Origin of the sequence: Streptomyces sp. YPW6 (assembly GCF_018866325.1) — a bacterium.
Lineage (GTDB): Bacteria > Actinomycetota > Actinomycetes > Streptomycetales > Streptomycetaceae > Streptomyces.
Genome location: NZ_CP076457.1, coordinates 3,125,720 through 3,138,059 on the forward strand (window position 1 = coordinate 3,125,720; position 12,340 = coordinate 3,138,059).

Annotated in this window: 15 protein-coding genes; 6 read left to right on the forward strand and 9 right to left on the reverse strand. The window is 73.4% G+C overall.

From position 1 onward, the window contains the following. Positions 1-125: 125 nt before the first annotated feature. On the forward strand, positions 126-740 hold the full coding sequence (locus tag KME66_RS13595; RefSeq protein WP_216322250.1) for a Uma2 family endonuclease: 615 nt from the start codon (positions 126-128) through the stop codon (positions 738-740). A gap of 13 nt (positions 741-753) precedes the next feature. On the opposite strand, the gene KME66_RS13600 is transcribed toward KME66_RS13595, so the two are convergent. The 5 genes from KME66_RS13600 to KME66_RS13620 all read right to left on the reverse strand — a co-directional run bounded on the left by KME66_RS13600 (position 754) and on the right by KME66_RS13620 (position 4,677). Beyond that, on the reverse strand, positions 754-1,158 hold the full coding sequence (locus KME66_RS13600) for a DUF4259 domain-containing protein (protein ID WP_216322252.1): 405 nt from the start codon (positions 1,156-1,158) through the stop codon (positions 754-756). A 41-nt stretch (positions 1,159-1,199) separates the two neighbouring features. Next, on the reverse strand, positions 1,200-1,919 hold the full coding sequence (locus KME66_RS13605) for a class I SAM-dependent methyltransferase (protein WP_073219680.1): 720 nt from the start codon (positions 1,917-1,919) through the stop codon (positions 1,200-1,202). 176 nt (positions 1,920-2,095) lie between these two features. Next, the gene (locus KME66_RS13610) at positions 2,096-2,749 is read right to left on the reverse strand and encodes a GNAT family N-acetyltransferase (protein WP_216322256.1); all 654 of its coding nucleotides are present in this window, start codon (positions 2,747-2,749) and stop codon (positions 2,096-2,098) included. A 75-nt stretch (positions 2,750-2,824) separates the two neighbouring features. Further along, positions 2,825-3,697, reverse strand: a complete 873-nt coding sequence (locus KME66_RS13615) for an ABC transporter permease (RefSeq protein ID WP_216322259.1) — start codon at positions 3,695-3,697, stop codon at positions 2,825-2,827. Further along, the gene (locus KME66_RS13620) at positions 3,694-4,677 is read right to left on the reverse strand and encodes an ATP-binding cassette domain-containing protein (RefSeq protein WP_216322263.1); all 984 of its coding nucleotides are present in this window, start codon (positions 4,675-4,677) and stop codon (positions 3,694-3,696) included. Before KME66_RS13620 ends, KME66_RS13615 begins: the two co-directional genes overlap by 4 nt. On the opposite strand from KME66_RS13620, the gene KME66_RS34405 reads away from it, so the two are divergent. The 3 genes from KME66_RS34405 to KME66_RS13630 all read left to right on the forward strand — a co-directional run bounded on the left by KME66_RS34405 (position 4,676) and on the right by KME66_RS13630 (position 6,111). Beyond that, positions 4,676-4,801, forward strand: a complete 126-nt coding sequence (locus KME66_RS34405; RefSeq protein WP_301184492.1) for a hypothetical protein — start codon at positions 4,676-4,678, stop codon at positions 4,799-4,801. The genes KME66_RS13620 and KME66_RS34405 overlap by 2 nt on opposite strands. Positions 4,802-4,865: 64 nt before the next feature. Beyond that, positions 4,866-5,678, forward strand: coding sequence for a TetR/AcrR family transcriptional regulator (locus KME66_RS13625; protein ID WP_073219668.1), 813 nt, complete (start codon positions 4,866-4,868; stop codon positions 5,676-5,678). A gap of 31 nt (positions 5,679-5,709) precedes the next feature. Further along, positions 5,710-6,111 carry a PPOX class F420-dependent oxidoreductase gene (locus tag KME66_RS13630; protein WP_216322265.1) on the forward strand — a complete coding sequence of 134 codons (402 nt, stop codon included), beginning with the start codon at positions 5,710-5,712 and terminating at the stop codon, positions 6,109-6,111. A gap of 95 nt (positions 6,112-6,206) precedes the next feature. Here KME66_RS13630 and KME66_RS13635 read toward each other — a convergent pair whose 3' ends face one another. Further along, positions 6,207-7,244 carry an esterase-like activity of phytase family protein gene (locus tag KME66_RS13635; protein ID WP_216322268.1) on the reverse strand — a complete coding sequence of 346 codons (1,038 nt, stop codon included), beginning with the start codon at positions 7,242-7,244 and terminating at the stop codon, positions 6,207-6,209. Here KME66_RS13635 and KME66_RS13640 point away from each other — a divergent pair. Next, the gene (locus KME66_RS13640) at positions 7,243-8,007 is read left to right on the forward strand and encodes a GDSL-type esterase/lipase family protein (RefSeq protein ID WP_216322270.1); all 765 of its coding nucleotides are present in this window, start codon (positions 7,243-7,245) and stop codon (positions 8,005-8,007) included. The two genes, KME66_RS13635 and KME66_RS13640, sit on opposite strands and share 2 nt — an antisense overlap. Positions 8,008-8,067: 60 nt before the next feature. On the opposite strand, the gene KME66_RS13645 is transcribed toward KME66_RS13640, so the two are convergent. Together KME66_RS13645 and KME66_RS13650 are read right to left on the reverse strand one after the other, a co-directional pair. After that, positions 8,068-9,696, reverse strand: coding sequence for a right-handed parallel beta-helix repeat-containing protein (locus KME66_RS13645; RefSeq protein WP_216322274.1), 1,629 nt, complete (start codon positions 9,694-9,696; stop codon positions 8,068-8,070). Positions 9,697-9,926: 230 nt separating this feature from the next. After that, positions 9,927-10,568 (reverse strand): TetR/AcrR family transcriptional regulator, encoded by a 642-nt coding sequence (locus tag KME66_RS13650; RefSeq protein ID WP_073219654.1) that lies wholly within the window; start codon positions 10,566-10,568, stop codon positions 9,927-9,929. Between the two features lie 296 nt (positions 10,569-10,864). Between KME66_RS13650 and KME66_RS13655 the strand changes: the two genes are divergently transcribed. Next, positions 10,865-11,788 (forward strand): hypothetical protein, encoded by a 924-nt coding sequence (locus tag KME66_RS13655; protein WP_216322276.1) that lies wholly within the window; start codon positions 10,865-10,867, stop codon positions 11,786-11,788. Positions 11,789-11,801: 13 nt separating this feature from the next. Here KME66_RS13655 and KME66_RS13660 read toward each other — a convergent pair whose 3' ends face one another. After that, positions 11,802-12,293: a MarR family winged helix-turn-helix transcriptional regulator gene (locus KME66_RS13660; RefSeq protein WP_216329322.1), complete on the reverse strand. Its 492-nt coding sequence runs from the start codon at positions 12,291-12,293 to the stop codon at positions 11,802-11,804. Between the last annotated feature and the right edge of the window lie 47 nt (positions 12,294-12,340).

Below are 12,340 nucleotides of genomic sequence, written 5' to 3' on the forward strand. Positions count from 1 at the left end.
ACCCACGTGGGGTGCCGGGCCGTTTCTGCTTCACTCGACCGGGCGGCATATGCCAGAAGCGCGATCTGGGGCAGTCCCGCCCTACGATGATGCTCTCGACACCAGCCCATTCCAGGAGGCCCGCAATGTCTGCATCAGCAGTCGAGCACCCCTGTGACGGTGAGCCGGAATTCTCGCTGCTGGACAGCGCCAACGAACTGTCCGATCAGCTCCCGGGTCGCCGCGTCGAGATCATCGGAGGCGTCATCACCGTGGCCCCGTCCCCGGACGGCCCGCACGCCGACGCACTGACCACACTCGCGCTCCTTTTCGGAGCCGCGGGGCTCCACGGCCAGGAGTCCAGAATCCTTCAGGGGGCCGGTCTCTGGCTGCCCAGTGGCCCCTATGACTATGCCATCCCCGATCTGGCGCTCGTCGACGCGGACTACAGAGACCATCAGGCCGAGAACGCCACCTACGACCCCAGCGTCTTCCGTCTTGTGCTGGAGGTCACCTCCGGGAACTACCAGAACGATCTCCGCAACAAGGTCACGGCCTATGCCCAGGCCAAGATCCCGGTCTACGTCATCCTCGACCGCAAGCACAGCCGGGTCCACGTCCTGACCGAACCGCTCGCCGGTGGTTACGACAACCACCAGGTCTACGCGCCCGGTCAAACGGTCACCCTCCCCGACTCCATCGGCGCCGAAGTCTCCCTGGACGTCGAAGAACTCGTGCGGGCGGGCAGCCCGAAACGCTGAGGCGCGGGCGGGGTCACGCCGCTGCCAGTACCGCCCGCAGCGCCGCTATCCCCGCCAGCCACTCCCGGTCCGCCCCGGCGTCCGCCCACAGGTCCAGCGGCTCGGCGTTCTTCGCGGTGAGGCGGTCCAGGGCCCGGACGGCCAGCGGGCGCAGATCGGCCGGCAGCGGCGGCAGCGGGTTCTTCGGGCCGTACGGCGTGGTGACGGGGGCGCCGCCGGGACACTGGGCGGCGACCAGCGCGGCGGCGGCCACCGCCTCCTCCCCTCCGTCCACGTACTCCTCGGGGCCGGTGCCCGCGACCGAGGCCAGGATGTCGCGGAGCACGTCCGCCTTCTTCCCCGGCTCCGCGTCGTCGACCCGGCCGCCGAAGTCGGCCGCGGTGTCGTTGTCGAAGTGGCCGATGTCCCAGGCGCCCATGGGCTCCCCCTCAGTCCGTGTGCCGGTCGGTCCGCGCCCGGTCAGTCCGTTGCGCTGTTGTCCCCATCGTCACAGCCGCCACTGACAACCGGCCTGCGCGCCAGGACGAACCCCTGCGGCGCCCGCTCCGGGAACGGACCGTCCGTCTCCCGCTCCCGCCACACCCGGGACACCACCTCCAGGCCCGCTTCCCGCAGCAGTCCGGCCACCCGCTCGGGCTGCCGCCGGTGGAAGACGAGCGACACCTCCAGGCCCCAGGCATCCGTCAGCCGCAGCGGCTCGTCACCGACCTGGAAGCCCAGCTGCACGTGGCCGCCCGGGGCGAGCACGCGGTGGAACTCCGCGAAGGCGCGCGGCAGTTCCTCGTCCGGGACGTGGATCGTCGAGTACCAGGCGAGCAGCCCGCCCAGCGACGCGTCCGGCAGGTCGAGGGCGAGCATGGAGCCCTCCTCGAAGCGCAGCCCGGGATGCTCCTGCCGCGCCACCGCGACCATCTGCGGGGAGAGGTCGATCCCGAACACGTCCAGTCCCCGGCCGAGTCCGTGGAGATACCCGGTCACCCGGCCCGTTCCGCAGCCGACATCGGCCACGGGGAGGCCGCCGCCCGCCGCCGCCAGTTCCGCGAACGCACGTAACAGCGCACGCTCCAAGGGCTTGGCCGCCAGCTCGCCGCGGGCGAAGTCGGCGTAGGCGGGGGCCATGGCGTCGTACGAGGTCCGGGTGGCGTGCAGGAAGTCGGACGACAGGTCAGGGGTGGTCATGGCGCCTCACCCTAGGGGCTGGTCAGGCCTCCTGTCCCGGCGTCAGGCGGCCCCCCTCGGCATCGGGCGGCACTCCGGCCCCGGCATCGGGCCACGCTCCCGTCCCGGCGTCAGGCGGCACTCCCATCCCCGCGTCCGGCGCCCTCTTCCGGCGCCTGGCGGCACTCCGGTCCCGGTCACTGCTGTGGCATCGGGGGAGGCGGCACGTTCCCGGCCCACCGCCGCTCGCCGTCCTCCCACTCCCCGGTCGGGCCGAGGCCCGCCGCCACCGCCACCCCGGCGGACGCGGCATGGTCGGGGTGGATGTGGGCGACGAGCTCCCGCACGCCCCCGGCCGAGGCCAGGTGGGCCGCCAGGCCCCGAGCGGCCTCGCGCGCGTACCCCCGGCCCTGCCAGGGCGTTCCGATCACCCAGGCGATCTCCGCGCGCGGACCCCGCACGGTCGCCTGGACGTATCCGACGATCCTCGCGGCCGGCTGCCCGGCCGAATCCGCATCCGACCGGTCGTCCGGCTCCCCGTCCGCCCGACCGGTCCCCTCTCCAGCGACTCCTCCGGCCCCCTCTGCGTCCCCTTCTCCGGCCGTGCGGACCCGGAGCACCCAGTTCCACCACCGCTCCCCCGGCTCCGGCGACCCGGCGCACTGGCGCTCGTACCGGACCCGCAGCGCGTCCCGCGACGGCGGCTCGCCCCCGGTGAAGTCGTAGAGCACCGGGTCCGCCAGGACGGCCGCCATCTCCTCGGCGTACGCCGGTTCGAGGGGGAGCGCGTCGAGACGGGCGGTGGCGAAGGGCGGCGGGGTGACGGGCAGGGGAGCGGCGGTCGTCGGCACGCTGCCCGACCCTACGCGGCCTGCGCCTGCCCCGGCCGCGCATGTCCGCCCCTCACGAGCGCCTCTGTCAGCCGCTCACCGGCTCAAGCGCTGGAAGCGGCGGACCGCCAGTGGCAGGAACACCAGCGTGATCACCAGCGGCCACACCACCGCCATCGGCAACGCGTGCTCCTCGATCCAGGTCCCGCCGCCCGCCACCGGGTTGCCGAACAGTTCGCGCGTCGCCGTCGCGGTCGAGGAGAGCGGGTTCCAGGAGGCGACGAAGCCGAGCCAGTCCGGCATCAGGGACGGTGAGACGAAGGTGCTGGAGATCATCGTGAGGGGGAAGGCGACCGCGTACAGCCCGCCCGCCGCCTCCGGGGTGGGGACCAGCATGCCGAGCCAGACGCCGACCCAGATCAGGCTGAACCGCAGCAGCAGGAGCAGCCCGAACGCCCCGAGCGCGCCCGTCGCGCCGCCGTCCGCGCGCCAGCCGACGAGCAGGGCGGTGACGGCCAGGATGGCGAGCTCGGCGGCGGCCACCACCAGGTCGGCCGCCCCGCGCCCGGAGGCGAACGCGGACGGGGCCATCGGCATGGACCGGAAGCGGTCGACGACCCCCTTCGAGGCGTCGGTGACGACGGCCACGGCGGTGTTCATGAAGCCCATGGCCATGGTCATCGCGAACATGCCGGGCATCAGGAACTCCCGGTAGTCCCCGCCCCCGGGCACCCTCATCGCGCTGCCGAAGACGTACCCGTACAGCAGCAGGGAGAGGATCGGGAAGCCGAGCTGCCAGACGATCGCGGCCGGCCGCCGTTGGTAGTGGGTCAGGGTGCGGCGGGTGATGTTCCAGCAGTCGACGACGGCCCAGCGGGCGAGGCCGTGGTCGAGGTCGGGGCGGCGGTCGGGGCCGCCCGTGGAGCGGCGCACGCCGGTCGTCGCGGGATCGCGTTCGCGGGTCGTCATGCCGCCGCCACCTCCGGGGCGTCGTGACTCTCGGTGCCGTGGCCCGTCAGCCGCAGGAACACGTCGTCCAGGCTCGGCCGGCGCAGCCCGATGTCCTCCACCGCGATGCCGTCGTCCTGGAGGCTCCGGACCACGTCGGTGAGCGCGGCCACCCGGTCGGTGACCTGGGCGTGCACCCGGCGGGCGGGGGTGTCGGTGACGACGAGCCCGCCCCCGGCCACCCGCTCGACGGCCTTCGCCACTGCGCCGAGGTCCCCCGGGTCGGCGGCGACGACCTCGATCCGGTCGCCGCCGACCCGGTTCTTCAGCGCGTCCGGGGTGTCGTCGGCGATGGCCCGCCCCCGGTCGATGACGGTGACGTGCGAGGCGAGCCGGTCCGCCTCGTCGAGGTACTGCGTGGTCAGCAGCACCGTCGTACCGCCCGCCACCAGCGCCCGGACCGCCTCCCAGACCTCGCCCCGGCTGCGCGGGTCGAGCCCGGTCGTCGGCTCGTCCAGGAAGAGCACGTCGGGCTGGAGGATCATCGAGGAGGCCAGGTCGAGCCGGCGCCGCATGCCGCCGCTGTACGCCGTGGCGGCCCTGTCGGCCGCCTCGGTCAGGCCGAACCGGTCCAGCAGCTCCCCGGCGCGCTCCCGGGCCCGGCGGTTGCCCAGGTGGAAGAGGCGCCCGAACATCTCCAGGTTCTGCCGCCCGGTGATCCCCTCGTCGACGGCCGCGTACTGGCCGGTGAGCCCGATCCGGCTCCGTACGCGGCGGGGTTCGCGCGCCACGTCGAGCCCGGCGACCTCGGCCCGACCCGCGTCATGGCGCAGCAGGGTGGCGAGGACGCGCACGGCGGTGGTCTTGCCGGCCCCGTTCGGACCGAGGAGGCCGTGGACGGTGCCGGGGCGGACGGCGAGGTCGAGGCCGTCGAGCGCCCGCTTCCCCTGGTACCGCTTCACCACACCCTCGGCGAGCACGGCGTACCCGGACGCGGACATGGCTGAGGACGCACAGACGGCCGAGGACGCGGATGCGGATTCGGACACGGATGCGGATGCGGATGAAGTCATGGCTTACCCCCTGATTCCGCTCGGCGGCCGACAGATCGGCCGCCTGAACTGAGTACACCGTACCCGATAATGAGTACACCGTACTCACTTTCTTCCCGGCCCCGTACGCTGAGCCCATGACGAACGACGGAACGACAGCCGGGGCAGCGTCGAAGGCGGACGGACCGGCCACCGCGAGCGGCGACATCGCGCGCAGCCTGGAGCTGCTGTGGGGCACCGGCGAACGCCCCAGCCGCGGCCCCAGGCCGGGCCTCTCCCTGGACCGGATCGTCACCACCGCCGTCGCCGTCGCGGACGCGGAGGGGCTGGCCGCCGTCTCGATGCGCCGCCTCTCCACCGAGCTGGGCACGGGCACGATGTCGCTCTACCGGTACGTCCCCGGCAAGGCCGAGCTGCTGGACCTGATGTTCGACCGGGTCCTCGGCGAACCCTTCGCCGACCACCCCGGCGAGCCCCCCGCCGACTGGCGCGAGGCGATCGACCGGATGGCCCGGGGCCACCTGGAGACCCTGCGCCGCCACCCCTGGCTCCTCAAGATCAACCAGGCGCGTACGGTGCTCGGCCCCAGCGCCCTGCGCGGACTGGAGCTCGCGCTCACGGGGCTGCGGGGCATGGGGCTGCGGGACCCCGAGCTGATCGGCGTGATCATCGCGGTGAACAGCTTCGTGGAGGGCCTCGCCCGCACCCAGGCCGACGCGGCGGAGGCGGTGGCGCAGACCGGGCTGAGCGACGAGGCGTTCTGGGACAGCCAGCGGCCCTACCTGGAGCGGGCCATGCTGAGCGGCGCGTACCCGATGATGGCGGGCATGGCGGAGGACACCTTCAGCCCCGGCTTCGACCAGTTCACCTTCGGACTGCAACGGCTGATCGCCGGTTTCGACGCACTGGTCCGGGAGCGGGCCGCGGAACGGGCGGCGTCCCGAACATGACAGGGCGGCCGGCCCGTGCCCCAATGGATATATGGACGCAAGCCGGGAGCTCGCTCCTTTCGTCAAGCAGTACGCGGTCCTGCTGAGCACCCGCCGGCAGGACGGGACCTCCGTCGGCACACCGGTCAACATCGCCGTCGAGGGCGATCACGCGTTCATCCGCACGTTCTCGTCCGCCTGGAAGGTCGAGCGGATGCGCAACCACCCGCAGGTGGAGATCGCGCCCTGCACGGTGCGGGGCGTCCCGACCGGACCACGGATCAGAGCGCACGCACGGCTGCTGCGGGCGGGCACGAAGGAGAACACGCACGCGGCGCGGATGCTGTCGCGCAAGTACCCGATCGTGCAGGGCGTGCTGGTCCCGATCGCGCACCGACTGAAGCGGGACCGGACGCTGCACTACGAGGTGTGGCCCGTGACGGACGAGGACTGAGGGGACCCTGGACCGAGGGGACCCGAGACCGAGGGGACCCGGGACCGAGGGGCCCAGCACCCCGGCCCTTCCTCTGCCCCGGCCCGCCCCGGCCGCTACCCCTGCCCCCGCTTCCGCCGGAGCGCGAGCCACAGGACACCCGCGCCGACGACGATCGCCGCACCGAGCCCGACACCGCCCCTGCCCTCGTCCGCCTCGCCGCCGCCCTGGTCACCGGCTTCGCCGCCGGCGCTCCCGGAGGGCTTCCCCTGCTCCCGGCCGCCGTCCCCGGAGCCGCCGCCTTCCACCTCCACCCGGACGACGCCGCTCCGCGCCCCCTCCGAGCCGAACATCAGGGCCGCACCGTCCGCCGTGTACGTCACCGACTCCGCCTGTCGCTGGAACGGCGCGGCGACCGGCCGGTCCTCGCCCAGGCGGCCGTCCTCGAAGGCGTACTCGCGGGCGCTGAAGTACGAGCGCAGCACCAGCCGCTTCCCGTCGGGCGAGAAGGCCCCGTCCGTGACCCACGGCACCTCGCCGACCCGCCGGAAGGTGTTCACGGCCCCGGTGGTCAGCTTCGCGGGCCCTTCGTAGAGGCCGCCGCCGTCCTCGTTCTTGGAGGCGATGTAGACGCGGCCGGTCTTCGGGTGGACCATCAGCGCCTCGGCGTTGCGGGGCCCGTCGGCGTACTTCACGTCGTACTGGACGGCGTCGACGGTGGCGTCGCGCAGCTCCTTCGGCTCGGGGAACCGGTAGATCCAGACGTGGCTCCACGACCCGTCCAGGTTGTCCCCGATGTCGCCGACGTAGAGGGCGCCGTCGGGCCCCAGCGAGATGCCCTCGACGTCGCGCGGCTCCCCCACCCCCCGCATGGTGATCGTCGCGAGGGTCTTCCCGGTGCGGGAGTCGACGGCGAAGACGTAGGGGCCGTCGTCGCTGTCGTTGTGCGTCCAGTAGACGCCGGGGTGGACGCGGCTGGCGGCGAGGCCGCTGGACTCGGTGATCCGGGGGTCCTCGATCGTGAAGTCACGGTCGGGCCGCCCGTCGTCGGCGACGGCGGCACCGGCCCCGGCGAACAGCGGGACGAGCACCGTGAGGGAGGCGGCGAGAGCGGTGGCGGCGCGGCCGGCCGGCCCGGTCGGATACAGGCGCATGGCACAAGTGTCCATCGTCACGTCGCAGGCCGGAGCCGTGATCGGCCATGATGACGCCATGCGTTTCCTCTTCGTCGGCGATTCCATGACCATCGGGCACGCCGGCGACTTCACCTGGCGCTACCGGATGTGGCAGCACCTGGAGGCGTTCCCCGGCCTCCCGTACGAGATCGTCGGCCCGCGCTCGACGCTGTACGACGCCGAGGCGAACGCTCCGCTCTCCGACGCGTACGCCGACCCGTCCTTCCCGTCCGCCGCCCGCCGCCATCTGTCCGGCTGGGGCGAGGGCTGGCTGCACATGGCCCCGGTGATCGCGGACGCGGTGCGCGAGACGGAGGCGGACGTCCTGCTGGTGTCGCTGGGCCTGATAGACCTCGGCTTCTACACGGACGCCGAGCAGACGGCGGCGAACGCCCGCGCGTTCATCGAGGCGGCGCGCACGGCGAACCCGCGTCTGCGGATGGTGCTGCTCCCGGTGATACCGAACATCCGGGCCGAGACGGACGCCCCGTTCGCCGCCTCCTGCGCCCGCTTCAACGAACTGCTGGCCAAGGCGGTGGCCGACCTCGACACCCCGTCCTCCCCCCTTCTGCTGGCCTCGCGCCCGCCGGGCTACGACATCCACACGGACACGTACGACGGCACGCACCCCGGCCCGACCGGCGAACACCTCCTGGCCGCCGCCTTCGCGGACGCCATGCACCAGGCGTGGGGGCTGGGCGGCCCGTACGCCCGGCAGGACGCGACGGTGGTCCCGGCCTGACGGGCCGACGCCACACCCGGACGCCGAGGGTGAATCCCGGGCGTCCGGAGGCGCGGCGGGTCAGCCGAGGTTGCCGTCGGCCACCGTCCCCGTGCCCCGGTCGCGGACGGCTGTTCCCCATCCCCGCAGGTCGTTGCCGGTGACCCAGGCTCCTTGGCTGCCGGCCATCACGCCGATACCGGCCTCGGCGCCGCCGTCCTGGCCGACGCGGGCGACGTTGCCCCGGACCGATACGTTGACCGCGTTGCCGCCGATCCGGATCGCGTAGCTCCCGGCGTCTCCGCCCGTGCCCGCGCCGGTGATCCGGTTGTCGCGGACGGCGGCCTCGGAGGAGGCCACCGAGATGCCGTTGCGGGTCGCGCCGAGCACGGTGTTCTGGGCGATGAGGGCGTCGGTCGATTCGGTGTCGACGCCGATGCCGTCGCCTTCGACGGCCGACAGGTGGTTGCCGGTGATCAACGCGTGCGGGGACCGCTGTATCTGGATGCCCTGGCAGTTCCCGCCGGACGGGTGCCGGGTGGTGGCGACGACGTTGCCGGTGATCGTCGCCCCGTCCGTCCGGCTGACGTAGATCCCCGTCTCGCCGTCCGTGGCACGGACGAGATTGCCGCTGACGGCCACCGAACTGTTCTGTCCGGCGGACGTGTTGGACACGACGATCCCGCCGCCGGAGCCCGCGCCGAGAATCGTGTTGCCGGTGACGGAGATGTCCGCGAGCGGGATACCCGAACCGGAGCTGACGTAGATGCCGGTGATCGCGGCCGCCTCGATCGTGTTGTCGGCGATCACCGACTGGGCCCAGTCGGTGGCGCGTACACCGTAGGCTCCGCTGCTCTCCACGCGGTTGGCCAGCACGCGGATGTTCCGGTGCGGCCGCCGGTGCGCGGCGGGCGCACCGGCGGGTGCGACGTAGTGATCCCCGCAGAGCGCGTCGTACGGGGCGTTGGTGGAACGGGAGTTGCGCATCACGCAGCCGGTGATGAGGACATCGGCGCAGGGCGTGCCGTCGAAGGCCGGTGCGGGCAGGTTGGCCGCACCGGTCGCGGCGGTGATCTGGACGGCCTCCAGCCGGTTCGGTACGGCCGGAGTTCCGGTCCCGGCGTACACGCCGTCGAAGAGGCAGTCGACGATCCGGGCCCGGCGCACGGCGTTGAGCTCGATCGCGTGTGCCCGCGGGACGTCGAGAACGGTGACGTCCCGGACGGTGAACCCGTCCGCGTGCGTGAACACGAAGGCGGGGCACGTCGAGGTGAACTGGCTGCCGCGCATGTCCCACGTACCGCCGAAGACGGATATGTTCCCGGCACCCTCGTACGCGGCGACCTCGGGCATGCCACCGGTGTAGTTCTTGATGAGGGCCGAGGTGTTGCCCGTACGGAACAGCCGGGCCCCGTGCGCCTGTACGGTCATGCCGGGCCCGAGCAGCAGGGACTCCCCCAGCGCGTACGAGCCGGGCGGCACCAGCAGCGTCGCCCCGCCGCCGGGCACGGCCCGCGCGAGAGTCAGCGCGTGGCGGAAGGCGGCGGTGTCGTCGGCCACGCCGTCCCCGACCGCGCCGTGCTCCCGTACGTCGAAGACGACCGTGGGCGGGACCGGCTCGGCGGCGGCCGGGCCTGCGGCCAGCACCTGCGCGGCACCCGCACCACCGAGGAGTCCGCCGGCGGCCAGCATCAGGGCGCGTCTGTCCATGGTTCATTCATCCTTCGGTGAGTGGGGCGGCCGCGGGGGTCCTGGGTTCGCCACCGCCGAAGGAGGTGTTCCGGCCGGGAGAGAGTCCCGGGTCCGCGGACCTCCTCGCAACTGCTCGGGACGCCCCCCTGCCCGCGCGGTCCGGGGTCTGCGATGCATCCTGCCACGGGCCCAGGCCGTCGCACGGACGGAACGAGCGCCCCCCGTCTGCCGCTCCCGCTCCCGGCTTCTCACCCGCTCCGCTGCGACCCCAGCATCGTCAGGGCCAGCTGGGTCAGTTCGCCCGAGACCTCGCCGGGGCGGGCCCGGCGGCTGCGGCGGGCGTGATGGGCCATGAGTTCGTGGACCGTGCCGACCATCACCATCACGTCGACCCGGTGGTCCCGGTCCTCCGCCTCGCCCCGGTCCACCGCCCGCTCCGCCTCGCCCGTCAGGAACTCCGTCCACAGCGCCCGCCAGAGCTTGCAGTGCTCGTCCACCACGGCGCTCACGCCCAGCACTTCGACGAACGTCACGCGGGCCTCGCGCGGATCGCTGGTGACGGCCTCCACGTACGCGTCGAACAGCAGCCGGACCCGCTCCTCGATCGGGCACTCGTCGATGCCCTCGGTCAGCAGGGCGCGCTCCGCGGCCCGCAGCCCGGTCGTCGTGACCCGGTTGTGGAGGGCGATGAGCAGCCCCTCCCGTGACCCGTACTCCTGGCGCAGCATCTCGACCGGCACCCCGGCCGCCTCGCACACGTCGTGCTCGGCCGTCGCCCGGTATCCGTTGACGCCGTACAGCTCCCTGGCCGCTTCCAGAAGTTGTTCCCGCGCCTGCGTGCGCGCGGCGTCCCCGGGCCCGGTCCGCTGAACCGTCCAGCTGTCCGCCACCGGTCCTCCTTGAGCGCAAGGTGCGGGAGAGGAGCCTGCGCGCCTCTGCACGAACCGCCGCCCCATTGTGCTCGCCCCACCGCCGTCCGGACGGCCGCGCCACACCCGTACGGGGTAACACCCGCACGCGGAAACGCTTCTTCTTTACGCGCCCCGGGTGCGCCCGCACACACGTGCCCTCCGCTCCGGCACCCCGCACTGAACGTGTTCAAACAGCTCTGGAACGATGGCCTCGGCTGCCGCCCCCGGGTGGGGTGTGCCGCACGTACACCACGGTGCGCAGAGGGGGACTGACGGTGGAGAAGACGGGAGGACCGGAGGAGGAGTGGCTCTCCGGGCGGTCGGTGCAGCTCTCGATCCTGGTGCTGCTCCTGGAGGCGATGCTCGCGTACGTCGTGTCCGCCGTGTACGGCGTCACCCGGGAGTCACCGGACGCGGGGGTCGGCTCGGGGATGTCCCTCTTCTCCCTTCCCGTGCTCGCCCCGTTCGCGGCCGTGGTCGCCAGCGCCCTGTCCGTGTGCCTCGTCCTCCCGGCCGTCCGGCTGAGCGAGGTACTGGGACGCAGGCTCGGCGGCCGCGAGGGGTGGTGGGTTCCGGTGGCGGCGGGTGCCGTCTCGCTCGTGGTGGTCCCTGTCGCCGCCGCCCTGGCCGGCGGCGCGGGGGCCGGTGGGCTCGCCCTCGGCTGGGCCCTGACCACGGCCGCGCTCACCGTCCCGGCCCTGCTGTGGCGCTCGCGCCGGGAGCGGATCTTCAAGCCGGTGGCCCTGTGGGGCGTGGCCGCCATCGTGCTCACCGCCGTCCTCGGCGGCGCCGGCCTGGCGACGGGGGTGCTCAAGGAGTACCGGCCACCGGCGCTCACCCCGGCGGACGTCGTCGGACGCTGGTCCGACGGGCAGGGCGGGACGGTCACCTTCACGGCGGACGGGCGCGTCAGCGCCGTGGACATCGACGAGGACCTCGGCGGCCGCGGCCTGCCGGAGGACACCGCGGACGCGGACGGCCCGGAGGGCGAGGGGACCCGCTGCTCGGGACAGGGCACCTGGACGTACGAACCCGGCGGGGGCGTCCGGTCGCAGGAGGTCCACACCACCGTCGACGCGTGCGGCTTCGCACCCTGGAGCATCGGCGGCACGGAGGACCGGCCCACCCTCTACCAGTACATCGGCGACCCGGACTCCTGGGACCTGTACGTACTGAGGAGGGCGGACGACGGCCCGTGACGGCACCGGCCGCTCACACGCCGCCGCGCACCGGCTCCACCTTCGCCAGCCACGTCGTGAGCAGCCGCTCCAACTGCGCCGCCTCCCGCGGCTCCAAGGCGTCCAGCAGGGCCCGTTCGTTCTCCATGTGGTCCGTGAACGCCCGGTCGATCAGCGTCCGTCCGGCCTCCGTGAGCGCGACCACCCGGCCCCGGCCGTCGGCGGCCGACCGACGCCGCGCCACCAGGCCGTCGCGCTCCAGACGGTCGATCCGCTTGGTCATCGCCCCCGTGGTGACCATCGTGTGCGCGGCCAGTTCACCCGGCGCGCGCTCGAAGGGCTCTCCGGCCCGGCGCAGCGTGGCCAGGACGTCGAACTCCCCCTCGGACAGGCCGTAGCGGCGGTAGACGAGTTGCAGGCGCGCGGTCAGGAGCAGGCCCAGGCGGTGCAGCCGGCCGATGACCGCCTGCGGCGAGACGTCCACGTCGGGGCGCTCCCGCGCCCACTCGGCCTGGATGCGCGCCACCCGGTCCGAGGCGGCTTCGCCCGCCGGCTCCGCCCCTGCCGCCACCT